The sequence below is a fragment of the Pseudomonas sp. B35(2017) genome (genome assembly GCF_002113645.1).
Classification (GTDB): Bacteria; Pseudomonadota; Gammaproteobacteria; order Pseudomonadales; family Pseudomonadaceae; genus Aquipseudomonas; species Aquipseudomonas ekonensis.
Genome location: NZ_NEIZ01000013.1, coordinates 123,389 through 149,602, shown reverse-complemented (window position 1 = coordinate 149,602; position 26,214 = coordinate 123,389). Strand labels below are relative to the sequence as shown.

Annotated in this window: 25 protein-coding genes and 2 pseudogenes; 9 read left to right on the top strand and 18 right to left on the bottom strand. The window is 58.8% G+C overall.

What is annotated here, in order from left to right:
• Nucleotides 1–2 precede the first annotated feature (2 nt).
• Together CAG41_RS28390 and CAG41_RS20370 are read right to left on the bottom strand one after the other, a co-directional pair.
• On the bottom strand, nucleotides 3–80 hold the full coding sequence (locus CAG41_RS28390) for a DUF2986 domain-containing protein (protein WP_139831384.1): 78 nt from the start codon (nucleotides 78–80) through the stop codon (nucleotides 3–5).
• Between the two features lie 102 nt (nucleotides 81–182).
• Nucleotides 183–1,226, bottom strand: coding sequence for an alpha/beta fold hydrolase (locus CAG41_RS20370; RefSeq protein ID WP_085707401.1), 1,044 nt, complete (start codon nucleotides 1,224–1,226; stop codon nucleotides 183–185).
• A 221-nt stretch (nucleotides 1,227–1,447) separates the two neighbouring features.
• Between CAG41_RS20370 and CAG41_RS20365 the strand changes: the two genes are divergently transcribed.
• A complete protein-coding gene (locus CAG41_RS20365) occupies nucleotides 1,448–2,074 on the top strand; it encodes a LysE family translocator (RefSeq protein WP_085585540.1) in 627 nt (208 codons plus the stop codon).
• Between the two features lie 22 nt (nucleotides 2,075–2,096).
• Here the strand turns inward: CAG41_RS20365 and CAG41_RS20360 are convergent, their stop codons facing one another.
• Both CAG41_RS20360 and CAG41_RS20355 read right to left on the bottom strand, forming a co-directional pair.
• Nucleotides 2,097–2,270, bottom strand: coding sequence for a DUF2986 domain-containing protein (locus CAG41_RS20360; protein ID WP_085656477.1), 174 nt, complete (start codon nucleotides 2,268–2,270; stop codon nucleotides 2,097–2,099).
• A gap of 155 nt (nucleotides 2,271–2,425) precedes the next feature.
• On the bottom strand, nucleotides 2,426–3,178 hold the full coding sequence (locus tag CAG41_RS20355) for a hypothetical protein (protein ID WP_085632850.1): 753 nt from the start codon (nucleotides 3,176–3,178) through the stop codon (nucleotides 2,426–2,428).
• Between the two features lie 186 nt (nucleotides 3,179–3,364).
• Here CAG41_RS20355 and CAG41_RS20350 point away from each other — a divergent pair, with 186 nt between their 5' ends.
• Entirely contained in the window at nucleotides 3,365–3,826 is a 462-nt protein-coding gene (locus tag CAG41_RS20350) for an NUDIX hydrolase (protein WP_085707400.1), read from the top strand.
• A gap of 653 nt (nucleotides 3,827–4,479) precedes the next feature.
• Nucleotides 4,480–4,662: pseudogene (locus CAG41_RS20345) on the top strand (transposase domain-containing protein); the annotation flags it as partial.
• 15 nt (nucleotides 4,663–4,677) lie between these two features.
• Here the strand turns inward: CAG41_RS20345 and CAG41_RS20340 are convergent.
• Nucleotides 4,678–5,178 (bottom strand): N-acetyltransferase, encoded by a 501-nt coding sequence (locus tag CAG41_RS20340; protein WP_085707399.1) that lies wholly within the window; start codon nucleotides 5,176–5,178, stop codon nucleotides 4,678–4,680.
• A 415-nt stretch (nucleotides 5,179–5,593) separates the two neighbouring features.
• On the opposite strand from CAG41_RS20340, the pseudogene CAG41_RS29200 reads away from it, so the two are divergent.
• Nucleotides 5,594–5,963 (top strand): annotated as a pseudogene (locus tag CAG41_RS29200) (SMI1/KNR4 family protein).
• Between the two features lie 360 nt (nucleotides 5,964–6,323).
• Nucleotides 6,324–7,244, top strand: coding sequence for a GyrI-like domain-containing protein (locus CAG41_RS20330; RefSeq protein WP_256576803.1), 921 nt, complete (start codon nucleotides 6,324–6,326; stop codon nucleotides 7,242–7,244).
• 158 nt (nucleotides 7,245–7,402) lie between these two features.
• On the opposite strand, the gene CAG41_RS20325 is transcribed toward CAG41_RS20330, so the two are convergent.
• From CAG41_RS20325 to CAG41_RS20310, 4 genes are all read right to left on the bottom strand, one after another.
• On the bottom strand, nucleotides 7,403–9,067 hold the full coding sequence (locus tag CAG41_RS20325) for an ABC transporter ATP-binding protein (RefSeq protein WP_085632858.1): 1,665 nt from the start codon (nucleotides 9,065–9,067) through the stop codon (nucleotides 7,403–7,405).
• An 11-nt stretch (nucleotides 9,068–9,078) separates the two neighbouring features.
• A complete protein-coding gene (locus CAG41_RS20320; protein ID WP_170930294.1) occupies nucleotides 9,079–9,720 on the bottom strand; it encodes a lasso peptide biosynthesis B2 protein in 642 nt (213 codons plus the stop codon).
• Between the two features lie 49 nt (nucleotides 9,721–9,769).
• Nucleotides 9,770–11,098 carry an asparagine synthase-related protein gene (locus CAG41_RS20315; protein WP_178081845.1) on the bottom strand — a complete coding sequence of 443 codons (1,329 nt, stop codon included), beginning with the start codon at nucleotides 11,096–11,098 and terminating at the stop codon, nucleotides 9,770–9,772.
• Between the two features lie 876 nt (nucleotides 11,099–11,974).
• On the bottom strand, nucleotides 11,975–12,352 hold the full coding sequence (locus CAG41_RS20310; RefSeq protein WP_085632865.1) for a cytochrome c: 378 nt from the start codon (nucleotides 12,350–12,352) through the stop codon (nucleotides 11,975–11,977).
• Nucleotides 12,353–12,684: 332 nt separating this feature from the next.
• Between CAG41_RS20310 and CAG41_RS20305 the strand changes: the two genes are divergently transcribed.
• Entirely contained in the window at nucleotides 12,685–13,311 is a 627-nt protein-coding gene (locus tag CAG41_RS20305; protein ID WP_139831381.1) for a hypothetical protein, read from the top strand.
• Between the two features lie 8 nt (nucleotides 13,312–13,319).
• Here CAG41_RS20305 and CAG41_RS20300 read toward each other — a convergent pair whose 3' ends face one another.
• From CAG41_RS20300 to CAG41_RS20285, 4 genes are all read right to left on the bottom strand, one after another.
• Nucleotides 13,320–13,724, bottom strand: a complete 405-nt coding sequence (locus CAG41_RS20300; RefSeq protein ID WP_085585554.1) for a DUF6632 domain-containing protein — start codon at nucleotides 13,722–13,724, stop codon at nucleotides 13,320–13,322.
• A 97-nt stretch (nucleotides 13,725–13,821) separates the two neighbouring features.
• Complete coding sequence (locus CAG41_RS20295; RefSeq protein WP_256575569.1) at nucleotides 13,822–14,388, bottom strand: hypothetical protein; 567 nt, start codon at nucleotides 14,386–14,388, stop codon at nucleotides 13,822–13,824.
• 163 nt (nucleotides 14,389–14,551) lie between these two features.
• Complete coding sequence (locus CAG41_RS20290) at nucleotides 14,552–15,001, bottom strand: GFA family protein (protein ID WP_085585556.1); 450 nt, start codon at nucleotides 14,999–15,001, stop codon at nucleotides 14,552–14,554.
• A gap of 14 nt (nucleotides 15,002–15,015) precedes the next feature.
• A complete protein-coding gene (locus CAG41_RS20285) occupies nucleotides 15,016–15,474 on the bottom strand; it encodes a GFA family protein (protein WP_085585558.1) in 459 nt (152 codons plus the stop codon).
• Nucleotides 15,475–15,579: 105 nt separating this feature from the next.
• Here CAG41_RS20285 and CAG41_RS20280 point away from each other — a divergent pair, with 105 nt between their 5' ends.
• Nucleotides 15,580–16,473 carry a LysR family transcriptional regulator gene (locus tag CAG41_RS20280; RefSeq protein WP_085707395.1) on the top strand — a complete coding sequence of 298 codons (894 nt, stop codon included), beginning with the start codon at nucleotides 15,580–15,582 and terminating at the stop codon, nucleotides 16,471–16,473.
• A gap of 55 nt (nucleotides 16,474–16,528) precedes the next feature.
• Here the strand turns inward: CAG41_RS20280 and CAG41_RS20275 are convergent, their stop codons facing one another.
• On the bottom strand, nucleotides 16,529–17,428 hold the full coding sequence (locus tag CAG41_RS20275) for a GyrI-like domain-containing protein (protein WP_371856125.1): 900 nt from the start codon (nucleotides 17,426–17,428) through the stop codon (nucleotides 16,529–16,531).
• Nucleotides 17,429–17,579: 151 nt separating this feature from the next.
• Between CAG41_RS20275 and CAG41_RS20270 the strand changes: the two genes are divergently transcribed.
• On the top strand, nucleotides 17,580–19,784 hold the full coding sequence (locus CAG41_RS20270) for an OsmC domain/YcaO domain-containing protein (RefSeq protein ID WP_085632871.1): 2,205 nt from the start codon (nucleotides 17,580–17,582) through the stop codon (nucleotides 19,782–19,784).
• Between the two features lie 69 nt (nucleotides 19,785–19,853).
• Here the strand turns inward: CAG41_RS20270 and CAG41_RS20265 are convergent, their stop codons facing one another.
• Complete coding sequence (locus tag CAG41_RS20265) at nucleotides 19,854–20,702, bottom strand: hypothetical protein (RefSeq protein WP_085632873.1); 849 nt, start codon at nucleotides 20,700–20,702, stop codon at nucleotides 19,854–19,856.
• 141 nt (nucleotides 20,703–20,843) lie between these two features.
• The gene (locus tag CAG41_RS20260; protein WP_085632875.1) at nucleotides 20,844–22,403 is read right to left on the bottom strand and encodes a sensor domain-containing diguanylate cyclase; all 1,560 of its coding nucleotides are present in this window, start codon (nucleotides 22,401–22,403) and stop codon (nucleotides 20,844–20,846) included.
• Nucleotides 22,404–22,617: 214 nt separating this feature from the next.
• Here CAG41_RS20260 and ycaC point away from each other — a divergent pair, with 214 nt between their 5' ends.
• Nucleotides 22,618–23,250, top strand: a complete 633-nt coding sequence (gene ycaC, locus CAG41_RS20255; protein ID WP_085585570.1) for an isochorismate family cysteine hydrolase YcaC — start codon at nucleotides 22,618–22,620, stop codon at nucleotides 23,248–23,250.
• A gap of 56 nt (nucleotides 23,251–23,306) precedes the next feature.
• On the opposite strand, the gene CAG41_RS20250 is transcribed toward ycaC, so the two are convergent.
• Both CAG41_RS20250 and CAG41_RS20245 read right to left on the bottom strand, forming a co-directional pair.
• Nucleotides 23,307–24,566: an FAD-binding oxidoreductase gene (locus tag CAG41_RS20250; protein ID WP_085632877.1), complete on the bottom strand. Its 1,260-nt coding sequence runs from the start codon at nucleotides 24,564–24,566 to the stop codon at nucleotides 23,307–23,309.
• A 3-nt stretch (nucleotides 24,567–24,569) separates the two neighbouring features.
• On the bottom strand, nucleotides 24,570–26,147 hold the full coding sequence (locus CAG41_RS20245; protein ID WP_085632879.1) for an aldehyde dehydrogenase (NADP(+)): 1,578 nt from the start codon (nucleotides 26,145–26,147) through the stop codon (nucleotides 24,570–24,572).
• Nucleotides 26,148–26,214 lie beyond the last annotated feature (67 nt).

Genomic DNA, 26,214 nt, shown 5'->3' with positions numbered 1-26,214 from the left:
CGTCATTGTCTCGAAGGCTGTTCGCTGGCCTTTTTGGCGTGAGCCTTCAGCAGTTGATTGATCTTTTTCCGGCGGTTCATCGTTTCAGGTCTCTCTAGAGGTCATCCATCTCACCGCAAGACCGCCGTCGGCATCGCGCAACTGTGATGCTGGGCGGGGCTTGCGACGGTGGATTGCGCCGGTCATCGGCCAGAGAGCGTCTGGGCCAGAAACTCGGTGATCAGCGTAGTCACCTGCTGCTGGATCGCCTCACGCGGGCGGCCGTTGTCGCCATCCCGGCAAATGATGCCGTCGCCGGGCGAGTCTTCTTCGAGCAACGCCTGCGCGCCGGGTTTGCACCGCGAAAGGAAGCTGAAGTGACTGGCGTCGCTGATTTCGACGTAAGCGCTTGAGGCCGGGGGCAAACGCTTGGCCAAGTGGGCGGACTCCAGCTGTGCGGGCAGCTCCGGCGACGGCACGCCGGCGGCGATCACCAACGTGGGCACCGGCAGCGCGGCAAGGCTCGCATCGGTCAGCCCCCGTGCCAGGCCCAGGTCCAAGGTGACCACCGCCGTGACGCGTTTATCGCGCCAGTCGGCGCCCTGGGCGGTTCTGGATTCTGCGGTGCCTGCGGGGTTCATCTGCCGGTAAACGGTGCAACTGGCCAACTTCGGGTGGGCTTTGCAGTCATCGGCGAAACGCTCCGGATCGAATCGGGCACCGGCGATCTCGAGCGCAGTCCAGCCGCCCAGCGAGTGGCCCATGACCGCGATCCGGCGCTCGGCCACCGCTCCGAACCTCTCAGGCTGGGCGGTGACGGCCTCGATGGCCCGGCTGATGTCGACGGGACGTTGCCACAACTGCGCTGCGGCCTCAGGGCTGCGGTCGTGGGTGGTGGTGCCGGGGTGGTTGACGGCGGCGACGATGTAACCCCGGTGGGCCAAGGCACTGGCCAGCCAAGTCTGGTTGTTCCAGTTGCCCCTGAACCCGTGGGACAGCACGACCAAGGGATGCTCGCCGGCCGCGGGCGGCGCGTCGCGCACGGCGGGTGCGCCGATGAACACCACGTCATCGCCGATCAGTTGCGTTGCTGCGGCCGTCGCGCCGGGATACCAGACGACCATTTCCACGGCACGCCCGTTGCCCGTGTCCGGCAGTGTCGAAGCATGGAAGCCGACCGGGGGCTCGTCAGCCAGTGCGAGGGTTGTCAGGCCGGTCAGGAGCAGGGCGCCGAAAGCTGTTTTCAATGTCGTTATCGTCCTTGAGCAGAAAAGATCACGAACAACCGGGGCCGCCGTTGGGTGCGCCTGCCTTCGTCCGTGGTCGATACCCGATGCGAGTGCCATTCAGTTGCCTGGGCATTAAGCCTGTTTTCACGTCGGCGCGCACGGGGAGAAAGGCCCCCGGTTGCTTTCGGCGGCCAGATCAGGATAACTGTGGCGCTGAACTGCCTTGAGGGGGATACGCGATGTTCGATCCGGCATCTATCGTGACGTACGTGGCCGTGGTGATCGGCCTGTTCTTGATTCCCGGCCCCGCCGTGCTGTTGGTCATCACGCGCACCCTGCAGGGCGGACGCAAAGTGGGCATCGCCACCGGGCTGGGCGTCGCCTCCGGCGACCTGGTGCATACGCTGAGCGCGGCGCTGGGGCTGTCGGCCATTCTCATGACGTCGGCGCTGGCCTTCAACGTGGTGAAGATCGTCGGCGCCTGCTACCTGATCTATCTGGGCGTGTGCGCCTTTCTGGCCAAGCCGGGCGCTGCCGCACAGGCCAAACTGCCTGCCGTGACCCCGGGGCAGGCCTATTTCCAGGCCGTCGGCGCCGAAGTGCTGAACCCGAAAACCGCGATTTTCTTCCTGGCGTTCCTGCCGCAGTTCATTCACCCGGAATCGGGCTCGTCGTTGAGCCAGTTCGCCGTGCTGGGCCTGATCTTCTCAGGGCTCAGCGCGATCTACACCAGCCTGATCTCCGTCAGCATCCGCCCGTTGAGCCGGTGCATCAAAGGCCTTTCGAAGCTGCGGCGCTGGGAAGGGAAAATCATCGGGACGCTGTTTGTCGGGCTGGGGGTCAAGATCGCCTTGCAGCAGCGCTAGCGCAGCGAACCGCCCCAAACGGTCAAACCGGCGCGGCGTCCTGCGCAACCTCGGCCGACGCCTGACTGGCCTCGGCCGCCATCTTCAACCGGTCCGCCTTGCAGATGTACTTGGGTTTGCTCTTGGGCGCCAGTTTGGCGCTGGCCTTTTTCGCGTGGGCCTTGAGCAGTTGATTGATCTTTTTGCGACGGTTCATTTTTCCACTCTCTTCAGACGACGGCTGCTTCGCACAACCGCGCGGCCATTTCATCAAATCGCCCGGTAACCTTCAAATGCGTTTGCGTCCGGTCGCCGCAAAGGCTTGCCGTTGGCGGGCCGGTTCTGTCGGGTGCAGCCCCAAAAGATCTTGCCCTATACAGATTGCGACATCGCCGGGAGCGATGCATCGATCACCATCTGTTCGAACTGACGGGTCAGCTTCTGAAACCTCGGAGCATCGCAGGCCGAGCAAAGGAAAGGCATTCTCCGCCCCGTGAACATGGCCGTCGGGCCATTGCACGTCGCGCAACCGATATGTGTTGTGACGTAGGCCTTCAAAGGTTCGAGAAGTTGCCCGTTCAGCCGGCTGGCGAGAAAGGCAACCTGAGCGCGATCAAACTGATTGGTCAAACTCAAATGGCGAAGGTGGGTGCAGCGGGCAAGGCCAGTGATATCGTCGTCGCCCAGCTTCAGGTTCGCCAGCGACAGCTTGTTGAGCCTGGGAAGGCGTAACAGCGGTTCGAGGGTGTTTAGGCGCAGCGGTGTCGAGCCGCCCCACAAGGTGCCGGTCAGGCGCAGTTCAGTCAGTTCGCTCAAGGCTTCGATCCCGTCGAGCCGATGCAGTCCCACGCACTCTTCGACGGTGAGGTGCGTCAGGCCTTTCATTTGGAAGACAGGCGCCAGCGTTTCAATTTTCTTCGCCCGTTCCAACTTCAATCGCCGCGTGTTCGTTAACCCGGCGATTCCCTCAAGTGATGTCAGCTTCAGGGGGTGGAGTTGAAGTTCGACGGCGTTGCAATGGGACAGCACGATGGGCCATGTTTTGTCTGAAACGTTGTAAAGCTCCAGCTCATCGGCTTGCGCAAGCTCTTGTTCGGAGAACGGCTGATCCAGTCTCAACATCATGTTTTACGTTCCCCGCAGTCGGTCCGTGAGGTGAGGTCAGGCGGGGAGGCTATCGGCCGCAAGCGCACCTGTCCAGCGAGCGCACGGGGTCGGTTGCTGGCACTGACGCGGCGGGTGAAGTTTGTGCCTTGCCGTAGCCCGGAGTCACCCTTAACCTGCGCGCCTTTTCACTCAGGGAACGAACAGATGCGAGAGCGCAAGGCAGCCCGGCTATTGGTCATCAACCCTTCTCTGGAAGTCCTGCTGTTCAAGTTCTGCCACCACGACGATGCCTTGGCCGGCACCAGCCACTGGGCGACGCCGGGCGGCGGCCTGGAGGAAGGCGAAACGTTTCACGCCGCGGCCATCCGTGAGCTGCGTGAGGAAACAGGCATTCACGTCAACGAAGTGGCCGGCCCCGTGGCGGAGCGCAGAGTGTCGCTGCTGTTGCCGAGCGGAGAACCTGTGTTGGCGGTCGAGCAGTATTTTGTCGTGCATGTTCCGGACAACGGCCTCTGCCGTGCGGAATGGACCGAGCATGAGAAGAAGGTCATGGCTGAGCATCGTTGGTGGTCGGTTCAGGCGTTGAACACTACGCAGGAAACGGTGTGGCCGGAGAATCTGGTGCAGATGTTGATAGGGGCGGGGGACGGGTTGCCTGACTGTTGACGGCGGCAGACATCAATCGCTTCCTGGCTGTCACGCAGTGTACTGATCGTGCCGGCGGTTGCGTCGGCCGGTTGAATCCACAGCCAAGAGCAGACATTCACCGCCATTTTCAAAGCCGCGTGGATACCTAAGTCTCGAAGCACAGGCCCCTTGCCGCTTCGTTCTCCGCTGCGTGTGATCGCCGTACCCCGGTCTTCGACGCTGTGTGCCAAGTGGCTCAGCACGCGCAATCAATGGGGCATGGCGACCAGGACGTATCGTCCATAGCCCAATCATTCATGAACGAGGATGCTGACTGAGCCGCCGGTGATTCGACAAGAGGCTTGATCGACACCACCTCTTGAGCATTCTCGAATCAGACAGCGTGCAGGAAGCTTTTAAAGCTTGATACTACTGGCCGATTACGGTCTTTCACCACCGTTACATTGACTTCCGCCCTATGCTCAATCTGCTCCCACACCTGGCTCCTGTGCGGGAGCCTTTTCTTGCTCGCCCGGCAATCACGCCGACCCGTGTTGGTCCACCATCTCCCGGCCAGCTGGACTCACGGCAGCCATCTTCTACGCCTGGCGCGCATCCATTAGACCGACAGTGCCCACGGTCTGTGGGGTGCCAGCGATTGTGCCGCCGGATTTGCAATGGCGCTGTAGATGGTCGAGGCGCTGATCCAATCGGCGCGCATGAATAGGCATGATCCGTATGCCTATCTCAAAGATGTGCTGACACGACTGCCGACACAGCGGGCCAGTGAGATCGGGTACTTGCTACCGCATCAGGGGACGCTTGCCTGTCTTGTGCAAGGCATGTTGCCTATCCACTTACCAATCATCAGCTGATTGAAAGTTAGCTAATTATCCACACGGTGCTTCTGTATCCAATAAGAGACTCATGTCAAAGCCAGTGATTCGAAAACCTAACTTTCTGTATAAATTCATAGCACGATGATTGTCAGGAGACACTCTGAGCTCTAGCTCACTGATTTTTAGAGCGCCTAGTTCATTTACAAGCTCACAAATAAAACTCTTCCCTATACCTTTACCCTGAAACTCAGGAAGTAAAATTATATCTGACAGAAACGCTGAGTCATTATCAACACTGAACCAAATGTATCCAGCCACCTGCCCCCCAGTTTCGTAAACTCGAAAATGGTTGTTCTTCGTGTTCATTCCTTGCGGCAATGCGACTCTATAGGTTCTGAAAGCCTCTGATCTCGCTTTGGTTTGACTGTAGAGATGGCTAGCCATTAAATCCTGAGCATAATCATCTACAGACAGATTTTCCCATGAATTATATTCGTTATCTCGCATGGGGCGATAAAGAAAAATATCTTTCTCCTTGAGCTCTTCTGTCATTTTTTTACAACTCCAACTGGTTTGTAATGCGTCTGTTCAATAGACCCACGCAGCAGCACTGAATTTAGGGGGTGGGTGTATATATTCCGGATTCAAATCTTGATCTCATATCAATATTCTAAGAAGCATATCGTCCAACCGCATGCGATCACCCGCGCAGAGCTATTATCACACAGATTTGTCCGTCGGCCGAGTGGTAGCAGAGCTGTCCAGTGGTATACGTAAGGTGAACTCACCTAGACAATTCTAGCCATGCAGCAGGCCGCGACCAGACTTGATTATTGGGACTGCGCCCCTCCTGATAACTCCGTGTCCCGGCCTCGCTGGGGTATAAGTTTTTAATCCTTCGATAGCCAGGTTCCGCTGACGGAACCAAACAGTTTGCTCATTAATCCTAGCGTAAGGTGACTCGTTTGTGATTAGCGATCCGTTCCGTGTCCTTGAAGACGCAGATATCGCAGAAGCAGAACGTAACCTTACTTCCATTTTCCTCCCGCCTATGTCGAGTTTTTAAAGGGGGGGAAGTAACGTGGCGAATGCCTATTTTGAACCCGCTGTTATTCTTCCTGGGAGCAGCGATGTCGACATATTTCAAATTGCCGAGTCAGCATGGAACCATAGCGGTGTACCAAAGGACTGGCTCCCTTTCGTTGAGGGCAATGGCGACTACTTCTGCGTCTCACAAAACCGGTGAGGTAAGTTTTTGGTCTTACAATGGCGCGACGAATGAAAGGTGGCCGAATTTTTCGGCGTGGTTTCAGCAGGTCTGTGTAGAGCGCAATTAATACAACCATGAAAAAAACCGAAAGCGGACACAATAGCCTCGTCTAGATATCAAAATTCAGCCAATTTCCGCCGATGCTGACCGGCAGCTATGGGTCGTAAGCAGCCGGCCGCGAACGACTGCTATTGGCCGATAGCCGCCATGGAAAATGAGGCCGCCTTCGACCCACAGCTGACGGCGGCAACAAGCAAAACTCGCCAGTCGCGAATACTCAATCCTACGTCGATAAAACGAGCTACGGTTGTCGCAGAACCTCAACAGCTCAACACCCCCATGAACGGTAACCTTCAGACTACCCAACATGACCACCAAACCCTCCGCCCAAGCCTCCCGCGCTGAGTACGCGCGACGGATTAACCGCGTGCTCAACTACATCGATGCCCACATCGATCAACCTCTGGATGGCGCGCATTTGGCCGACATCGCCAATTTCTCGCGTTTCCATTTCCATCGGATTTTCGCCGCCTGGATGGGAGAGACGCTTGGCAGCTATGCGCAGCGGCGACGACTCGAGAAGGCGGCGTTACGGTTGGCCTGCGGCGGCCATGAAACGGTGCTTGAAACCGCGTTGGCCACTGGCTTCCAGTCGGGCGAGGCGTTTGCGCGGGCGTTCAAGCTCAAGTTCGGCTGCACGCCATCGGCCTGGCGCGACACCACGCCTCAGCGGCTCAAGGCTCAGGCGGCCGCGATCGGGCAGTCACCCGGCGGCCAAGAGAGCAATCCTGATCAGGTCTTCGGCAATCGCCATCAGGCAGGCGAGGGCGCGTTCGGTGAATCTGGCGGCTCTTATCGGCCACTGGAAGCCATCGCCATGGAAGTACGCATCATTGATCTACCAAAAGCGCGAGTCGCGTATCAACGTTTTATCGGCCCGTACGGTCCGGCCATCGGCGAATTCTGGAGAGCGGCCATTGCGCCGTGGATGCACTCCAATGGCCTCAGTGACCAAACGTGCTACGGCATCGGTTATGACGACCCCTCGATCACGCCGGCCGACAAGTGCCGCTATGACGCTTGCGTCGAAGTGCCCGCGCATTTCGTGGCCGGCGGCCAGGTGGATACTCAAGTCCTGCCGGGTGGCCGTTACGCCGTGGCGGGTTTCAAAGGGAAAACCGAGGGATTGGCGAACGCCTGGACATGGTTGACGCGCGAGTGGATGCCGTCCAGCGGACTGCAATGCGACGACCGGCCTTGCTTTGAGAGGTTTGAAGCGGCCACCGCATTTGACGTCCGGACCGGTGAATTCAGCTGCGACATCTGCATTCCGGTGCGGGCGCTGTAACGCAACAGGGAATGGGCCAGCACAAAGGCCCATTACCCTTCCTATGGATGCTGGGATTGACAAAGTCCCAGGCTACTTCGCCTTTGGAATGACGCCAGTCATGTACTGATTCAAAATGCTGCCATCGCTGATTAAGTGACCTATTATATGGGGAGATGTTATATGCACTCCTCCGGTTCAATAGGTTCTTTGCTAAGTTCAAGTGCAATGCCGTATTTCTTCTTCAAATTTTCATCATGTGTGACTACTATCAGGCACGGTATGTTGAGAACGAGCCAGTCAATAATTGTTTGAGAGCTTTTTTCGTCTAAAGCTGATGTTGGTTCGTCCAGTATAATTGTCCGCTTTTCTCTTAAAATAGCTCGGCCAATGGCAATTCGCTGTCTTTCTCCTCCACTCAGTCCACTGCCCGAAATGTCAATAGGACTAGATAGAAAAGTATCTATGTCAGAACCTGATGGAGTCAGCCTTAATAGTTCAACAACCTGTCTCAATCGTTGAGGGCTAACCGTTTCAGCTCCATAGATTAAATTATCCCTAAAAGTTCCAGGTATCAGAATCGGTTTTTGTGGAGCCACGGCGACTTCCGAAAGAATATGGTCACTAAGCGCTTCGGTTATCGAAAGCCCCTTGTAGTATGCGGCACCTGTATATTCGTGCTCAAATCCTAGCAGTACATTAATAAGCGTTGTTTTTCCTGCGCCGGAGCAGCCTGATATTATGTTCATGCCGGTTTTGAATTGGCAGTTGATTTGGTTAAGAATAGGTTTGTTGTCTTTTTTTAGCGAAACACCTTCTAGGGTAAAACCTTCGATCTCTGAGTGCTCTTGAGGGTGAATAGGTTTGATTACACTTTCTTCGATGTATTTAATTCCATCGTTTAAAGATACTAGGTGGGCCTGTAGATTTATAAGGGTTCCGGCTAGCATATGCAGTTGCAAAGTAAACATGGTTATATACCCAACCACCATGACGAAGTCGCCGGCAGTGAAGGTCGAGTCATAGTTAAGCCCTGAAAGCATTATGAAAAATGCTAGCGCTGTACCAATCGCAAGTCCCTGACTAGCGATTTTTACACCCATAGCAAGATTTGCCTTTCTGATGGTATTGACATAATTGTCAAAAAAAGTTCTGCTGGACTGAAATTCCTTCATCAGGGTGTTGTTGAGTTTTATATCGTAGACGCGAGCAAGTCTCTCAATGGTGTAGCTGGACAGGTTGTTGTCAGCCTCGAATAGCGCTCTATGAATGCTAGAGCTAGATTTTGCGACATAAATGGAGATGCTAACTAGTATTATGCAAACAGCGAAAAACAGGGCTGCATACATCGCTCCCATTATTGTATAAAGAACACTTATGGCGATCGTGATTTCTACTATTATGGGGACAATTGTCCAAAAAATACCAACTGTTACCATGCTGAAGCTACTTGATGATCTGTTTATATCTGCAACTACGTATCCCGGATCAAGTTTTTGCTGTGCTCTATATGGGTATCTAAATATTCTGGATACAATGGCCTCGTAAATGGTGGCGTCGCACTTGGCAAGTATCCAAGCGGAAAAGACGCCTCGAATGTTGGAGAGGACTTGTGAGAATGTCCATAAAGCTGCGTAGCACCCGGAGTAAAATAAAAACTCTGCTTGAACGTTGTTTTCACTTTCGAAAGTATTTGCGGCGCTTCGCAACAAGACTGGAAGTAGAGAGTTCAGAACGCTGCAAAAGATGAATATCGCCGATACTGCAGAGAATCCTGCGATGAACCAACGATAGTTGGCTGCTATAATTCTAAAACTCTTAATGTACTGATTGATCCAGTTCATGTGATTTTGCCTCAAATGGTTAAGATTTTTGGTAGCTTTTTTGAGAGATCCTTGTCGTCAGCTATTACTTGCCCATCAATCTCTACCCACGCATGCGAAAGAAAGTCGTACAGTTGAACGCCAATAAAAAAGTCACAGGAAAAATTGTTCCTCGTGGCATGTTTGAATATGCATATAGAAGACTCTAGGCATTTTATTTTGAATGGCAGAACTAAAGAGGCGATGTGGATTCCACGAACGTAATGTTCAAGATTAGCGGTTCGGTCAAGTGGGATTTTTGATGTTGCTTTGTTTTTTGATGCTCTCATCTCATTTAAAGTATCTTCTAGTTCAAACCATGCTAAGTTTATTTTTAGCAGAAATAAGTCCATTAAGGCGCGTAGCGTTGGTAGGAGTTTTGTGTTGCTTGGTGTTTTTATGTTGTTTGTCTTCCAGACATAGTTGTCTAATCCCTCATAGCTTTCGCAAGCCTTATTGAGTGGCTGCAGTTTTTCAGCTGAGTTGTTGATAATGCCTAGCTTGGAGAGCTCTGTAATAACCGCCAGGTATGACGCGCTACGTGTGTCTCCATTGACTAGTGCCCTTGATTGAGATTCATCAAGGATAATATAGGAGTCCTCTCTTTCATTGAGGATTATGAGTTGGTCGTGCATAAGGATGTGGTGCGCATGGGGCTGAAAAGGCATGTTCATATATTCAGACTTATTTTATAAGAGAGGCGCAAATTACTTTAATTAGAAGTTTTTCCATTCCACCAATACCCATCATTGAACGTTTGAGTGCCTTTTCAATGTTGGGAACATTGATCAGGCGTTCTTTTGCAAGCCAACTACCTCTTAGGCTACTCAGGATTTTTTCTTCATGGAGCCTGAGTGCTCTTTGGTATGCGCCCGTGATGTGGCCCTTGTCACTTCTTAGGGGGATGTCTGAATATTTTATTTTGACGGATTTTTTTAGTGGAATTCTAACTTCGTGATGGTTGAACATGTCGTACGGGTTCTGTTTTAACACATAGTCAACCATTCGTTTGGTTGTGAATGGGTACACAACCTTAATTTTTTGTTTGTTTGAAAATAAACTTGAGGCATTCTGGCATAGGGCTTGTGCCACAGCCTGTATATGTTCATCTGATAGATTCTTTGGCTGTTCTATGTTCAGCGAAGGTGGGGTTTTTACGTTTAAAAAGTGATTTCGTAGAAGATTTTCATGATTTCGCTGCTTTCGTTCGCTAACCATCGTTTCATAGAGGCTAGCTCCGCTTAGCTTTGCCACCATTGCAGCAATTTTAACGGCTTGAAAAAAAATTTTATTTCGTAATAAATCATGAAATGCGGCAGCGGGAACAGGATCTAAAAAAAGGTGATCCCCACCGTGACCATCCAGTACAATGTAATCTTCATTCAGTTTATAATTTAGGAACTCTCTCTCTTTTTCGAAGACTTTATCAGACGCCATGCCGGAATGAAGAAATAAGTGATCTCCTGGCTCGATACTCTGAAAAAGATAATGTGGCTCGAACTTGAATAGAAGTTGTTTTACATTTAGTTTTCTGCAAAGGGCGGTGGCAGCGTTGCGATCATTGTTGGAGCTGGATTTTTCATCGGTCCAAGTTATCGCAATAATATTGTCTGCCCCAGCAATTTCTATGGCTGCAAGAAGTAAGCATGTTGAGTCAACGCCGCCGGACAGCCGAACCACAATTTTGCAATGGCCATTTCTTTGATGTTCTTCAGCGATGCAAGTAAGAAGTATGTTAAACGGATCAGGAGTTTCGTTGCTATCAATGCTTTCCTGGTGAGGAAAATTAATTTTGATATTGTCAGTATTATTTTTTTGATCGTGTGTGTACGTACATCCGGGAGGTAGTAATAGGCAATTCTCCCAATAGCTTGAAGTCGTTATTTTTTCTTCGAATGAAATTTGACGAAGGATTTCGTCTTTGTCTAATATTTTGGCTTGGTCATTATCGGCAACGATTTTACCGTTGCTCTTGTTTATGACTATTAGTTTTCCAGAAAATACAGGGTTCACATGTGTTATTTGGTTTTTTTTTTGTCTCTAGGTTTTTATCTGAAAAAGGTGAAAATACCCTATGGGGCTGTCTTTTATTGCTCACGGCCATTCCTTTGGCTTTTCTTTGAAATAACAACTGAGTACTCAATGCTGAGTACTCAGTGAACTATTTAGGGCTTCAATGGTTAGGGATTCTTGGGCCGCCACAGTCTGGCCGATAAACAAAATATTTCCCTTCCATGATGCAGCCTCCACTGTATCCATTTATGGTAGGGCTAGCTTTGAATGTCACGAAGCTGATCCTCGTGGAACGAGGAGCTTGAGCTTTGTTTTTTTGAACATGAATTATTCCTTTATTTATATTCAACTAGGTTACCCTTCAGGGCTGCTAATGAATATCATTCAGCCTTGCTAGATGTCAATAAATATTTTTGTTTTTGTCTTGGTAGGTACTTTTTGTACTGAATACAGCTTTGAGGGCGCTTTAATCGGTAGCGAATCGGTTTTGTATTAATTGTTAACTATCCAATACGAACAATCCGGTTCCCAAGGCACTGTGTGCGCTTCCGTGGAAGCATAAGGTTTATAGTTGACTCTGGTTAGGAAGGTCATAAGTCAATAAGCGGGGTTGGCAGCCTGCTAGGCTCTTAATTTTGCGCGATTAACAGTGTCTTGACCTCCACAAACTCTGATTCGCGTGATGTTATTTCGTGGTTTGGCTAAATTGCTTGATTCTGGTTGTGTTTAACCATGTTTACCGGCGGCGATTGATGTCATTCACAGGCGCTGGCTTACGGTAGGCAGCGGACGTACATGGAAAATATGTCCACCCCATTAGGCTTTCTTGCGTCATCGTGAATGCTCGTCTGCTTTTCTCATGCATCAATTTGAAGGCTACTTCGCCTTTGAAATGACGCCAGTCATGTACTCATGCAAATCGCGAAAGTCATTCACGCTCCAGGCATGGGGCGGAATCTTCACGCCGTTCTCCCGCAGGGTCCTTGGAATCAAGTCGCCGTTGGGGCGAAGAATGACCGAAGACACGATAACGCCCGGATATTCATTGAGCCGTTTCTTGAAGGCGGGTGTCGTCAGGTCCGGTGTCGGCGGGTTGCTTCGCTTGGCCAGCGGGCCGGTGCCTTTGATGTCCGGCCCGTGGCACACGGCGCATCGCTGGGCATAGAGGTTCTTGCCGTTGAGGGTGTCGGCGAAAGCGGGCGTTGTTTGGGGGAGTATTGAACTTGCCAGTAGCGCGATGAGCGTTTTTTTCATTTTCGTCTGTCGGTAGTGATGGGGATGCGTTGGCGCAGTCGCTGTCACGTTTACTGGCGGATCACTGAGATCGCAGTCCGTTGCATGAGGACGTCCTGTCGCACAGAGCCCGGGGATTGTGCAGGGTCTGGAAGTGGAGTTGAAGACCGGGAATCCACAATGGCTATAACCACCGGGTTGCTCATGTTGACTCGGTCTAAAAAGTCCAAAATCCGCCAAGTACGCTTGCACTAGAGTGTCTGGGACGCCGGGTGTCGTTGCGCGTTTTTCAGGGAATAGAGGCGGGATCCGCCAGCATTTTTCAGGGAGAGATTCGAGTCATGCCATTCGTTATGACCGACCCGATTGATCAAGGCAACGGCCCGTTTTGCGGGGCTGCCTGTGCCGTGTATGTGCTGCATTGGCTGAGGGATTTGGGTTTGACGGAAGGGGTGGCGGACGGGGTCAGCGCCGATGTGGACGCGGAAGTCACGCACGCAATGACCTATACCCGCACGGTCGATTGCACTAACTTCCTGGGCAGCACCCCCGCCAACATTGCCACCTACCTGAAAACGCATGAGCCCACCGTCAGCATTTATGCACCGACGGAGATCATCACCAATTGGTCCGTGCGCCCCTGGTACGCCGGGCTGCGCATGGGGCTGCAGACGTGCAGCAGCGTCAACTGGTCGTGCGGCTGCACCTGCGCGATGCCGGGCGGCGTGCTGGGCGATGACTATCTGATCATCAGCCTGATCAGCAAATCGTGGACGGTGCCTTTCTTCAGCTTCGATTTCTACAATGGCCACTTCGTCGTGCACATCAGCGATACCCAGTTGATGGATCCCAATGGCTATATCCGGGACTCTGCCACGTACCTGTCGGGCGGGTATCTGAGCCGTGGGTGGGCATCCGTGGGGCTTGATCTGCATATCTATAAGAATCGGGTGACGGCAGCCACACCGCTCCTGGTTTGATCCTGCTCTCAGGCCCCGTTGCCTGTCCTGGGCCGAGCGACCGACCGCGCGCGCCGTGTCAAAACGGCCAAGGCCACCGCCACGATGAACAGTGCCGGCACGTCACCTGCCAGGTGCCCCATTTGCCCAGACTGGGTAAGCGCCTGGACGGTCATGATGCCTGCGTGCACGGCGCTGGACCACACGGTGAACCCGATCAGGCTCAAGTGGGCCAACGGGTCACGCGCGGCCAGGATCAGGAACACGCCAAGCGTGGCGTAGAGGCCGACGATCATCATCGGGTAGTCCGAGTGACCGGTGTGCCAGGCCCAACCGGACGGCCAGAACACCATGAGCGGGTAGAGGGCAAGGCACGCGAGGCCTGCCAACACCAGCACGATGCGTAAGTACTTGAGGCAATCGACGGCGGTCATGGCGGGCTCCTCTTTGGGCTTGGCTCGGCACAGACTCCAAGTGGGGGATAACAGAAAGTGGACAGATCCATCGGTAACTATAGATCTGTCCCCTTTTTCAAGACGGGTACTCCCTGAGCCCATGCGCCATCACAGAGCCAGCCTCCAGACTGGAACGCTGTCGGCTAAGCACGCTCTCGAATCCATTGCGATCCCGAAACCGGGCGGTGAACTCAAGCAACTCCCGGTTGATCTGGTCAACTGTTCCAACTGTCCCGCCCTCAGCCAATGAATAGGCATCTTCGAAATAGCCGCACAGGCCAAGAGCGTCAGGAAAGTCGTAGTTAGATCGAGACCAAGATCGGTACAGTCCTTGCGCCAAGACCATTCCAAAATCGGGATTCATGAGGAGTTGTTCATGTGCCTTGGCTAGCACATAGGGCAACACCTCTGCGCTGCTCAAGGAGGGTGTCGCGACTCGAAGTAACTGACTTGCAACATCGTACCGATTCGAGCTGCTCATCAGTGCTAGCTCTATCAGCTCATAGGCAGGATCTTCCTGTGCCATGATCTGGTTATCCGCCCATTGCACGATGTCGGATACCTCAAGGACACCGAGTTCTAACGCTTCTCTTAGGTAAGCGATTTGATCCTCAATGCTAGGGTTGTAAGTGTTGCTCGTCATGCTGCCTTCTCGATTGTCCTGCCGGCATCTCTATTCTATTTCAACGATGAAGCTTTGTTGTCTGCCCAGAGAGGACCATGACAGAGCACGGCGAAGGGGGAACTGATGCCCTCGGGGTGCTGCACGCAATCAATCGCAGGCCGACACCTCCCCGAACCCAACATCACCCCCGCAAAAACCGCTCCATCAACCCCGCATATTCCCCCACCTCCGGAAACCCCTCAAAACTGACGGACGCCCCCGTACCCGCCCACGGCAGCTTCTCCGACACCCACGTCTCCATGAACGGCGCATAGTCCTGCGGCCGGTTCAGCAGGCTGCTGCGCACGCCGACAAAGGCCTCGTTCTGCGCAGGGCGGGTGAACAGCCAGGTCAGGCAGTGCGGGCAGAAGTAGTGGCGGGTCGGGCCGTGGAGGCCGCCGATGACCGGGGTGCCTTGGGTGACGGCAAAGCGTTCGGCGGGGAACAGGGCGGTGAGGGAGAACGCGCTGGCGGACATTTTCTGGCAGCCGGTGCAGTGGCAGGCGCTGGTCATGACCGGCCGGCCTGACGCCTGGAAGGTCACTTGCCCGCAACGGCAACTGCCGGTGGCGCAGGGGGTGGGATCGGTCATGGGCAATGCTCCTTTCAGGGGTTGGAGGACGGTTGGCCGGAAGCGCTCAACGCGGCGGCGAACGCTTCGGGAGTGGGGCTTTCGGGCCAGGTCGGGATGCCGGCGGGCAGGTTCAGCCACGGCTGTTTGTGCTTGACCCAGATGTGCGCCACGGGGCTCAGGGCGGTGCGTTCATGGAGGGTGCCGGCGCGCAGCACCCACAGGCCCGGTGCGGCGGAGGTGGTGTTGTAGATCCGCGTGTGGCAGGTCGCGCACAGGTGATGGTGTGAGATTACGCCTTGGTCTTCGTAGGCGTATTCGCGGGTGGGGCCGTCGACGGTGAAGGCGTCGGCGGGCAGCAAGGCGTGCAGCGCGAAGCTGCTGCCGCTCCAGGCCTGGCAGTGCTGGCAATGGCAGGCGTAGACCGCCAGCGGCAGGTCGGTCGTGGAGCGGTAAGTGACGGCGCCGCAGCGGCATCCACCGGCAAGTGTCATGGATCAGGTCTCGTGTCAGTGCGATTTGATGGGTTGGGTACAGCATGCGCGCGTTTCGGATTGATTAGAATTGATCAAACTTGCCCAGCCGCTCATAGGAAATGTATGAACGCCCCTCAGCTCCAATGGGAAACCCAGCGCGTCTTCCTGGCCGTCCTGCGCACCGGCAGCCTGTCCGCCGCCGCCCGTGCGCTGGGCATCGCTCAGGCCACCGCGCGGCGGCGCATCGATGCGCTTGAGCAGAGCGTGGGGATGAGCCTGTTCGTGCGTTCGCCGGCGGGGCTGATGCCCACCGACACCGCCCGGGAACTGATCGGCCATGCCGAATCCATGGCGATGGCGGCCGAGGCCTTTACCCGCGCCGCGTCCGCGCAGGCCAGCGTGCCGGGCGGGACGGTGCGTGTCACCAGCAGCCAGTTGCTTGGCGTGGAAGTGTTGCCGCCCATGCTGCGCGAAATCCGCTCGGCCCAGCCGCAGTTGACGGTCGAGCTCAGCGTGTCGAACCGCCTGGAAGACCTGGCCCTGCAGGAGGCCGATGTGGCGGTACGCATCCGGCGCCCGACGGAGGCGGCCGTCGTCGCCCGCCATGTGGGGGACTTGCGTATCGGTCTGTACGCCACGGCGGATCTGCTCGGGCAGAAGGGCGCGCCTCGCAGTGTGGACGAGTTGAGCGAGTACCCGTTGATCGGCCCCGACCGCAACCTGATGGAAGTGGCGTTTCTGCAGCAGCAGGGTTTTCTCTGCGCCACGGCCCGCACGGTGTTGCGCACGGACAATCACCTGGCCCAGTTTGCCGCGCTCAGGGCCGGGCTCGGCATCGGCGTCTGCTCCAGCCAGTTGGCGCGGCGACACGGGCTGGTGCGGGTGCTGCCGCAGCAAGTGGATTTCCGGGTGGACATCTGGATGGCCATGCACCACGACCTGCGGCGGGTGCGCCGCATCGCGCTGGTGTTCGATGCGTTGGCGCAGTCGATGTCACGTTTTCTGGCGGAGCACTGACCGGCGGGCTCCGTCGGGTCAGGTGTCGGGGGCAGGCCGAGCGTGCGCCTCGTTTTCACTTCAGCGGCACATACACATCCGTCTGCCACTGCGCCTGCGGCACGTCCGTCCCCACGCTCAGGTACTCGAAGAACAACGGCGCATCACGCAGTTCCTCACCGCTGCCCGGCAGCCAGTCGCGGTAGACCGGGTAAATGGTTTCGCCCACGTGATCGGTCGAGCCCACGTGCCGCACCACCGCGCAGCGGCCGGCGGGGATGACGAGGTCGCGCACCCCGGCGTCGTTCGGCGCCACGGCTTCGTGGATTTCGCCGCAGATGTCGAAGCGGAAGTCCTCCGGCGCAATGGTGTCGGGGTTGCCATAGGGGATGCCGAAGGTGCGGCTGGATGCGACAGGCGACTGGCCGCTCTGCTGGCGCCACTGGATGAAGCGTTGCACGCTGGCGTTGAGCCGGCCCGGTGCGCCGCGGTGTTCGAGGGCGGCGACGCGGATCGGGGGGCATTCGACGATGTTGACTTGCATGGCGATGTTCCTTGAGAAGTGAGGGATGGCAAAGACCGCGTGCCAGTGCTTCCAGTCCGGCGCCTTGGCGAAGGCGGCGGGCGAGTTGCCGAACGCCCGCCGGAACGCCCTGGAAAACGCTTCGGGGCTTTCGAACCCGGCGTCGAACGCCGCCTCCAGCACTGTGTGGCCGGGGCGGGCGGTCAGGTTGTGCGCCGCCCGACGCAGACGCATCAGCTGCACATAGCGCGAGACGGGCACGCCGGTGAACGCCGAGAACTGCCGGTGGAAGTGGAACTCGGAGAAGTTCGCCACCCGGCTCAGCGCCTTCACCGACAAGTCGCCTTCGAGGTTGGCGTCGATGTAGGCGAGCACGGCGTTGAAGCGTTTCGCGTAGGCGGTTCGGGTCGGCGTGTCTGCCACGGGCAAGGCTCCTGGGTTGCGGTCGGCCATAGCATCGGTGAGGGCGGCAGGCCCGCGCCTAGCCGCGTTTGCTCAACGCGGGGTTCCGTCCGGCGACCGAATGACATTCGCACAAGACTTCCGGCGCAAAAGCCGGATAATGGCGGCCAATTCGTACAGCCCGCTATTCTGGTAACCCCGCATGGAAATCAAGGTCAACTTTCTCGACAACCTTCGGCTTGAAGCCAAGTTCGACGACTTCACGGTGATCGCCGATCAGCCCATCCGCTACAAGGGCGACGGTTCGGCCCCGGGGCCGTTCGACTATTTCCTGGCGTCGTCGGCGTTGTGCGCGGCCTACTTCGTGAAGCTGTATTGCGAGACCCGCAATATTCCCACCGAAAACATCCGTCTGTCGCAGAACAACATCGTTGATCCGGAGAACCGCTACAACCAGATCTTCAAGATCCAGGTCGAGTTGCCGGCGGACATCAGCGCCAAGGACCGTCAGGGCATCCTGCGCTCCATCGACCGCTGCACCGTGAAGAAGGTGGTGCAGACCGGCCCCGAGTTCGTGATCGAGGAAGTGGAAAACCTCGACGCCGACGCCCAGGCGCTGCTGATGCCGAGTGCGGGCTCGGGCGAGGGCACGTACATCATGGGCAAGGACCTGCCGCTGGAGCAGACCATCGCCAACATGTCCGGCATCCTGGCCGACCTCGGCATGAAGATCGAGATCGCCTCGTGGCGCAACATCGTGCCCAACGTGTGGTCGCTGCACATCCGCGACGCGCAGTCGCCGATGTGCTTCACCAACGGCAAGGGCGCGACCAAGGAAAGCGCGTTGGCCTCGGCGCTGGGCGAGTTCATCGAGCGGCTCAACTGCAACTTCTTCTACAACGACCAGTTCTGGGGCGAAGAGATCGCCAACGCGCCGTTCGTGCATTACCCGGACGAGCGCTGGTTCAAGCCGGGTCCGAAAGACGAGTTGCCGAGCGAGATCCTCGACGAATACTGCCTGGAGATCTACAACCCGGACGGCGAACTGCGCGGCTCGCACCTGTACGACACCAACTCCGGCAACACCCAGCGCGGCATCTGCTCGCTGCCGTTCGTGCGCCAGTCCGACGGCGAGACGGTGTACTTCCCGTCCAACCTGATCGAAAACCTGTACCTGAGCAACGGCATGAGCGCCGGCAACACCCTGGTCGAGGCGCAGGTGCAGTGCCTGTCGGAGATCTTCGAGCGGGCGGTGAAGCGCGAGATCCTGGAAAACGAACTGGCGCTGCCGGACGTGCCGCAGGAGGTGCTGGCCAAGTACCCCGGCATCGTCGCCGGCATCGAAGGCCTGGAGGCCCAGGGCTTCCCGGTGCTGGTCAAGGACGCGTCGCTGGGCGGCGAGTTCCCGGTGATGTGCGTCACCCTGATGAACCCGCGCACCGGCGGCGTGTTCGCCTCGTTCGGTGCCCACCCGAGCTTCGAAGTGGCGCTGGAGCGCAGCCTCACCGAGCTGTTGCAGGGTCGCAGCTTCGAAGGCCTGAACGACCTGCCGGCGCCGACCTTCGAGAGCCATGCGCTGACCGAGCCGAACAACTTCGTCGAGCACTTCATCGACTCCAGCGGCGTGGTGTCGTGGCGCTTCTTCAGCGCCAAGGCCGATCACGAATTCGTCGAGTGGGACTTCTCCGGCCACGGCGAGGACTCCAACGCCCAGGAGGCCGCGACCCTGTTCGGCATCCTCGAAGACCTGGGCAAAGAGGTGTACATGGCGGTGTACGACCACCTCGGCGCGCAGGCCTGCCGGATCCTGGTGCCGGACTACTCGGAGATCTACCCGGTGGAGGACCTGATCTGGGACAACACCAACAAGGCCCTGCTGTTCCGCGAAGACATCCTCAACCTGCACAGCCTCGACAACCGCAGCCTGCGGGTGCTGGGCAAGCGTCTGGACAACAGCGAACTGGACGACTACACCGACATCACCACCCTGATCGGCATCGAGTTCGACGACAACACGGTGTGGGGCCAGTTGACGATCCTGGAGCTCAAGCTGCTGATCCACCTGGCACTGCAGCGCTTCGAACAGGCCAAGGAGCTGGTGGAAGCCTTCCTGCAGTACAACGACAACACGGTCGAGCGCGGGCTGTTCTACCAGGCGCTGAACGCGGTGCTGGAAGTGCACCTGGACGACGAACTGGAACTGGCCGACTACGAGACCAACCTGCGCCGGATGTTCGGCAACGAGCGGATGGACGCGGTGATCGGTTCGGTGGACGGCAGCGTGCGCTTCTACGGCCTGACGCCGACGAGCATGAAGCTCGAAGGGCTCGACCGGCACCTGCGGCTGATCGACAGCTACAAGAAGCTGCATGCGGCGCGGGCGGCGGTGGTGGGCGTGGCCCGCTGATCGCGACCACAACGAGGCACCTAGGGGTGCTTCGTTGTGGGGGACGCGCCTGGAGCGGCCGCTTCAGACTCACCGGTGATGACGGTGGTTCTTCCCGACCGCACTCAGGATATCGAATTGGCCGGTCACTTTTACGCTCTTGCCATTCTCAAGGAAATCCGCTGCGAATGTTCCCTTGGTGTGCCCCGTTACAGGAAGGGCGGTAAGGGTGAGAGTGCCGGCCTCCGCGAAAAAAGCACCTTCGTACGGTCTGGAGTAGTGTATCCAGACATTTGGGTTGTTCCTCAGGTCGTGGGTGCCGAGGTTCGTGTCGTCCTTGAAGAAAACGCCGATCTGAGCTTTTTTCGGCGGCACCCCGTCCTCCACGGTCATGCGGCCGATGACTTCCCATACACGGAGCGTTGAGCCCTCTGGCGTCAGCTGAACGCTCAGCTGATCGGCACGGAAATCGCCCCATTCACTGGAGGCCGTGAACGTGCCGCTGCCGGTTGTGTCTACGACGCCACCGGTGATGCCTGTGATGTCGAAGCTGCCTGCACTGATATGGACGGTGGTGTCGCCGAGCCGGGCCTCGAACTGGAAATCGCCCTCCATCCGTTGCGTTTGCATGTCCAGCTTCAAGGTCAGCGTTCCGGAACGGGAAGCCAGGACGAGACCGTTTCCTGATGAATACCTTATGTACTCGCCACGGGCTTGACCAAGCTGCATGGGGTCGGGCACCAAGGACAGCGTCACAGACGAACCGTCGCCCGGAATGTCCACGGGAACCCAGAAGGCAATGGAGTGCTTTTCACCGTTCGGCAAGGCCTGACTTGCCTGCACGACATAGCGGTTGCCGACCCGGCGAATCTCGAAATCGTCTTGGCCGACGAAGGTCTCTTCGTAGTAGCTGATCGAAGCTTTCATGCTGTTGTTCATGGCTGGCTCCCTGTAGAGGCTCACGGGGGGATCCGTGAGTCCGTAACGTAGCAACGAAACCAACAGCGCATAACTGTCAGAGTTGACAGGTGGGTCAGGCCTGATTCGGCTCCCTTCGCCAGCGCTCGGGCTGCCGGCCGATCATGCCGGGGGCGCACAACACCAGCGGTTGCGGCCCTGTTGCTTGGCCTGATACAGGCAGGTGTCCGCCGCCTTGAGCAAGCTGGCCGGCGTGACGTCGTCGGTCACCGGATGGCCGGTGGCGATCCCGGCACTGGCGGTGACGTAACCCAGCGGATGCCCGCTGTGCTCAAGCCGCAAGGCGCGGATGGCCTGCAGGATCTGCCCGGCCACCTCGATGGCCCCGGCGCCGTCGGTGTTGGGCAGCAGCACGGTGAACTCTTCGCCGCCGTAGCGCACGGCCAGGTCGCCGGGGCGTTTGACCGCCAGCCGGATCGCCTGGCCGACGGCGTGCAGGCAGTCGTCGCCGGCGGCGTGGCCGTATCGGTCGTTGTAGCGTTTGAAGTGATCGACATCGAGCATGATCAGCGACAGCGCCGAACCCTGGCGGCGGGCCAGGCGGATCTCGTCGGCCAGCGTCGCGTCCAGCCGGCGGCGGTTGCCCAGGCCCGTGAGGCTGTCGGTCAGCGCCATGTCGCGCATGGTCTGGTGGGCCTGGCGGATCTCACGCTCCATGGCCATGCGCTGGCGCAACTGGTTCAGCACGATGAGTCCGAACGTGGACAGCACCCCGATCAGGAACACCAGCACCAGGCCGTTCTTCAACAGATCCCGGCGCCAAGGCGCGATGATCGAATCCCGGGACAGGCCGGCCTCCACCACCAGCGGATAGGTGGTCAGGGCGCGGTAGCCGTAGAGGCGTTCGGTGTCGTCGACCACGGCCTTGATCTGCGCGGTGCCGGTGTTGGCGCTGGGCAGGTAGGTCCTGAAAATCTCGCTGCCGGCCAGGCTCTTGCCCACCACCTGGGCGATGAACGGGCGCCGCACGAGGATGGTGCCGTCGCGCAGGGCCAGCACCAGCGCGCCCTTGTCGTCGATCCTGAAATCGCCGTAGTAGTCGACGAAATAGCTGACCTTCACCGTCCCCAGCAGCACGCCGGCGAACGAGCCGTCGGGATTGTTCAGGCGGCGCGAGATGGGAATGATCAGGTCATGGGTGGAGCGGCTTTCCACCACCTGGCCGATGCGCACCTGCCGATCCTCGTGGGTGCGGTGGTACTGGAAGTAGTCGCGGTCTGCGTTGTTGGCCATCTCCGGCGTGACCTCCTTGTCGGTCACGATCCATTGCCCGTCGGGGCCGTAGATGAACAGGCCATGCAGCTGCGGCATGATTTTCGATTGTTGCACCAACAGGTTGTGGATGCGCTTCACATCCATGTTCTGCAGGCCGTCGCCCTCGACCCGCTCGCACAGCCCGGCGGTGAGCACGTCGACTTGGCGGATGGTGTCTTCGGCGTGCTGCGCGGTGGCGCGGGCCAGGTTGGTGACCGAATCGCGGGCAGAGGCGAACGCCGCCCGGTAGTCGCGCCAGGTGCGCCAGCTCTCGACCGCCACAAAAGCGATGACCACCACCAACATGAAGCTGACGGTCAGGCGCAGGGTCGATCCGGCTTTGGCGTGGCGGGAAGGGGGCGGTGCGGCGTGGTCTGTTGTCAGCTCTGGCCGGTTGCGTCCGAGCATCAACATCTCCTTGGGGCATTCTGGACGTATTGCAGGGGGCCATTATGACAAGGATCGGCGCCAAGGTCGGGCCGGTCTTGAGGTTGTCATTGGATTGTCCTTTTTGAGTTGACGGTGAAACGCGTTTCAGCCGATTTATCACCTGAGGGTGACTCATTAATCTGTGCACATCTTGAACGCAACGCACTTCAACAATGAAAAAGGAGCTCCACCCATGACCGCTTACACCTACAACCGCCTCAACAAAGACGACGCCATCGTACTGCTGGTGGATCACCAGACCGGCCTGATTTCGCTGGTGCAGGACTTCTCGCCGAACGAGTTCAAGAACAACGTGCTGGCCCTGGCCGACCTCGCCAAGTTCTTCGACCTGCCGACCGTGCTCACCACCAGCTTCGAGCAAGGCCCCAACGGCCCGCTGGTGCCGGAACTCAAAGAGATGTTCCCCGACGCGCCGTACATCGCCCGTCCGGGCCAGATCAACGCCTGGGACAACGAAGACTTCGTCAAGGCGATCAAGGCCACCGGCCGCAAGCAGATCATCATCGCCGGCGTCGTGACCGATGTGTGCGTGGCGTTCCCGACCCTGTCGGCGCTGGCCGAAGGCTTTGAAGTGTTCGTGGTGACCGATGCCTCCGGCACCTTCAACACCACGGTGCAGCAAGCGGCCTGGGCCCGCATGTCGGCGGCCGGCGCGCAACTGATGAACTGGTTCTCGGTGGCTTGCGAACTGCACCGCGACTGGCGCAACGACATCGAAGGGCTGGGCAACCTGCTGTCCCAACGCATCCCGAACTACCGCAACCTGATGAACAGCTACGCGGCGCTGTCGGCGCGTCAGGGTTGATCGAACCCGACCACTGAAACAAAAGGCCTGCTTGTGAAAGCAGGCCTTTTGTCGTTTCAGAACCGGCTCAACCGATACGGCGCCAGATCCGGCAGTTGCCCGCTCTGGGTCGTCAGCGCAGACGCCATTCGCACCACCAGTTCCGCCGTCACCGCCGCCTGGGTGAGCCCCAGGTGCTGGTGGCCGAACGCGAGCAGCACCTTGCCGTCGCAGGCCTGGTCGATGATCGGCAGGGAGTCCGGCAGCGAGGGGCGAAAGCCCATCCAGGGGGTGGCGGCGTCGGCGTTCAGCGGGGTGCGGAACAGGCCGTCGCTCAAGCGGTGCAGCTGCCAGGCGCGGGCCATGGTCGGCGGGCGCTCAAGGCCTGCGAACTCGACGGTGCCGGCCAGCCGCAAGCCTTCGGCCATCGGCGTCATGATGAACTTGCGTTCCAGGGAGGTCACCGGGAAGGGCAGGCGTGCGTGTTCCTGGGGCAGCATCAGGTGATAGCCGCGTTCGGTGTCCAGCGGCACCCGTTGGCCGGTCAACGCAGTGGTGAGCGCTGCCGAGTGGGCGCCGCAGGCGATCAGCACGCGGCGGGCGTGCAGCGCGCCGGCGTCGGTCGTCAGCGCGACGCCTTGGCCGCTCAGCCGGCCGCCCTGTACTTGCCGCGTCAGGAACTGCACGCCGCTGGATTTCGCGGCGTCGACCAGTTCGCGCACGACCCGGTAAGGGTCGAGGAAATGCCCGGTGGCGGGAAAGAACAGCCCGCCCTGAATGTGCGGGCTGAGCTGCGGCGCGACGTCTTGCACCGCACCGGCCTGCCAAAGGTCCACCGGCACCTGTTGCTGGCGCAGGCGTGCCTGAAGCGCTTCGATGGCCGCACGGGACTCGGGCCGTTCGAACACCAACAGCGAGCCGTCCACCTTCAGCAGGTCGGGGCGCTGGATGTCACCGAGCAACCGGTGCCAGGCGTCGAGCGAATGTTCATTGAGCGCCCGCAAAGCCGCAACGGTGTGGCGAAACGGCGCCGGGCGCAGGTTCAGCAGCAGGCGGGTGAACCAGGGCAGGGCCCGCGGCAGGTATTTCCAGTCCAGGCGCAGCGGGCCCATGGGGTCCATGAGCATGGCCGGCAGGCGCTTGAGGATCGACAGGTCGGCGATCGGGAACACCTGCTCGGTCGCCAGGTGCCCGGCGTTGCCGAACGAGGCGCCGTGGCCGGGCGCCTGCCGGTCGATCACCGCCACCCGCAGGCCTTGCCGCGCCAGGCGCAGCGCACAGGCCACGCCGATGATGCCGGCGCCGACCACGGCGATGTCGTGCGTGTCGTCGGTCATGGCCTAGGCTTCCCTTTGGCCGTCGAGCAGCCGGCGCAGGCCCAGCGGATTGGCCTGGCGCAGCGCTTGCGGCAACAGCGCGTCCGGGAAGTCCTGGTAGCAGACCGGGCGCAGGAAACGCTGGATCGCCGCCGTGCCGACGGAAGTGCTGCGTGGGTCGGAGGTGGCCGGGAACGGGCCGCCGTGCACCATCGCGTCGCAGACTTCGACGCCGGTGGGCCAGCCGTTGACCAGCAAGCGTCCGGCCTTGCGCTCCAGGGTCGGCAGCAGGGCGCGGGCCTGATCCAGATCGTCGTCGTCCAGGTGTAGGGTGGCGGTGAGTTGACCTTCCAGGTGCTCGGTGACCCGGCGGATCTCGTCGAAGTCCTCGCACTGCACGACCAGCGAAGCGGCGCCGAACGCTTCGGCCTGCAAGCGGCGGTCGGCGAGGAAATCGGCGGCGTCGGTCACGAACAGGTGCGCCTGGCCCTGGTTCGGCCCGGTGGCGCGTTGGCCGACGGCGGCGATGCGCGCGTGCGGGTGTTCGGCCAAGGCGTTCACGCTGGCCTCGAATGCACTGAAGATGCCCGGCGTGAGCATGGTCTGGGCGGCGCTGCGTTGAAGGTGCTCGGCGGCGCTGGCGACGAAGGCGTCCAGCGCCGGCCCCTTGAGGGCGATCACCAGGCCGGGGTTGGTGCAGAACTGGCCGGCGCCCAGGGTCAGCGACGCCACGAAGCCTTGGGCCAGGGCCTCGCCCCGGTTGCGCAGTGCCGCCGGAAACAGCAGCACCGGGTTGATCGAGCTCATTTCCGCGTACACCGGGATCGGCTCCGGGCGCGCCTGGGCGGCCTGGCACAGGGCGAGCCCGCCGCTGCGCGAGCCGGTGAAGCCGACGGCTTTGATGCGCGGGTCGCTGACCAGCGCGATGCCGACCTCAGGACCTGAGCCGTAGAGCAGCGAAAACACCCCCTCCGGCAATCCGCAGGCCTTCACCGCACGGGCCACGGCGCGGCCCACCAGTTCGCTGGTGCCGGGATGGGCGCCGTGGGCCTTGACGACCACCGGGCAGCCCGCCGCCAGCGCCGACGCGGTGTCCCCACCGGCCACGGAGAACGCCAACGGGAAATTGCTCGCACCGAACACCGCCACCGGGCCCACCGGCACCTGACGCTGACGCAGGTCGGCGCGGGGCAGGGGCTGGCGTTGCGGTTGGGCGGGGTCGATGCGCACGTCCAGCCATTCGCCGGCCCGCACCGTGCGGGCGAACAGGCGCAGTTGCTGGCAGGTGCGGCCGCGTTCGCCCAGCAGGCGCGGCCGCGGCAGGCCGGTTTCGGCCATGGCGCGGTCGATCAGCGCGTCGCCGAGCGCTTCGATCTCCTCGGCGATGGTGTCGAGAAACTCGGCGCGCCGTTCAACGGGCGTTTCACGGAACGAATCGAAAGCGGCCTCGGCCAAGGCGCAGGCCTGTGCGACCTGCTCGGCGTCGCCGCCGAGGTAGGCCGGCTCCAGCGCGGTGTCGGTGGTCGGGTCGATCCCTCGGATCGCCTCGCGGTGGCCGGTGACGGCGTGTTGGCCGATCAGCAGTTTGCCCGTCAGGGTCATGGCGTGTACCTGGTCAAGAGAATGAGGCCCGCCGCAGGTGCCTGCGGCGGGTGGGCGCGCAGCGCAG

What these genes read in the sequence shown, in the direction of transcription:
- CAG41_RS20365 (WP_085585540.1), top strand. Translation starts at nt 1,448, where the DNA reads ATGTTCGATCCGGCATCTATCGTGACGTACGTGGCCGTGGTGATCGGC.
- CAG41_RS20350 (WP_085707400.1), top strand. Translation starts at nt 3,365, where the DNA reads ATGCGAGAGCGCAAGGCAGCCCGGCTATTGGTCATCAACCCTTCTCTG.
- CAG41_RS20305 (WP_139831381.1), top strand. Translation starts at nt 12,685, where the DNA reads ATGACCGACCCGATTGATCAAGGCAACGGCCCGTTTTGCGGGGCTGCC.
- CAG41_RS20340 (WP_085707399.1), bottom strand. Translation starts at nt 5,178, where the DNA reads ATGACAGAAGAGCTCAAGGAGAAAGATATTTTTCTTTATCGCCCCATG.
- CAG41_RS20290 (WP_085585556.1), bottom strand. Translation starts at nt 15,001, where the DNA reads ATGACCGATCCCACCCCCTGCGCCACCGGCAGTTGCCGTTGCGGGCAA.
- CAG41_RS20360 (WP_085656477.1), bottom strand. Translation starts at nt 2,270, where the DNA reads ATGAACCGTCGCAAAAAGATCAATCAACTGCTCAAGGCCCACGCGAAA.
- CAG41_RS20245 (WP_085632879.1), bottom strand. Translation starts at nt 26,147, where the DNA reads ATGACCCTGACGGGCAAACTGCTGATCGGCCAACACGCCGTCACCGGC.
- CAG41_RS20275 (WP_371856125.1), bottom strand. Translation starts at nt 17,428, where the DNA reads ATGGCCGACCGCAACCCAGGAGCCTTGCCCGTGGCAGACACGCCGACC.
- CAG41_RS20265 (WP_085632873.1), bottom strand. Translation starts at nt 20,702, where the DNA reads ATGAACAACAGCATGAAAGCTTCGATCAGCTACTACGAAGAGACCTTC.
- CAG41_RS28390 (WP_139831384.1), bottom strand. Translation starts at nt 80, where the DNA reads ATGAACCGCCGGAAAAAGATCAATCAACTGCTGAAGGCTCACGCCAAA.
- CAG41_RS20310 (WP_085632865.1), bottom strand. Translation starts at nt 12,352, where the DNA reads ATGAAAAAAACGCTCATCGCGCTACTGGCAAGTTCAATACTCCCCCAA.
- CAG41_RS20320 (WP_170930294.1), bottom strand. Translation starts at nt 9,720, where the DNA reads ATGCACGACCAACTCATAATCCTCAATGAAAGAGAGGACTCCTATATT.
- CAG41_RS20260 (WP_085632875.1), bottom strand. Translation starts at nt 22,403, where the DNA reads ATGCTCGGACGCAACCGGCCAGAGCTGACAACAGACCACGCCGCACCG.
- CAG41_RS20280 (WP_085707395.1), top strand. Translation starts at nt 15,580, where the DNA reads ATGAACGCCCCTCAGCTCCAATGGGAAACCCAGCGCGTCTTCCTGGCC.
- ycaC (WP_085585570.1), top strand. Translation starts at nt 22,618, where the DNA reads ATGACCGCTTACACCTACAACCGCCTCAACAAAGACGACGCCATCGTA.
- CAG41_RS20300 (WP_085585554.1), bottom strand. Translation starts at nt 13,724, where the DNA reads ATGACCGCCGTCGATTGCCTCAAGTACTTACGCATCGTGCTGGTGTTG.
- CAG41_RS20295 (WP_256575569.1), bottom strand. Translation starts at nt 14,388, where the DNA reads ATGACGAGCAACACTTACAACCCTAGCATTGAGGATCAAATCGCTTAC.
- CAG41_RS20325 (WP_085632858.1), bottom strand. Translation starts at nt 9,067, where the DNA reads ATGAACTGGATCAATCAGTACATTAAGAGTTTTAGAATTATAGCAGCC.
- CAG41_RS20250 (WP_085632877.1), bottom strand. Translation starts at nt 24,566, where the DNA reads ATGACCGACGACACGCACGACATCGCCGTGGTCGGCGCCGGCATCATC.
- CAG41_RS20270 (WP_085632871.1), top strand. Translation starts at nt 17,580, where the DNA reads ATGGAAATCAAGGTCAACTTTCTCGACAACCTTCGGCTTGAAGCCAAG.
- CAG41_RS20285 (WP_085585558.1), bottom strand. Translation starts at nt 15,474, where the DNA reads ATGACACTTGCCGGTGGATGCCGCTGCGGCGCCGTCACTTACCGCTCC.
- CAG41_RS20355 (WP_085632850.1), bottom strand. Translation starts at nt 3,178, where the DNA reads ATGATGTTGAGACTGGATCAGCCGTTCTCCGAACAAGAGCTTGCGCAA.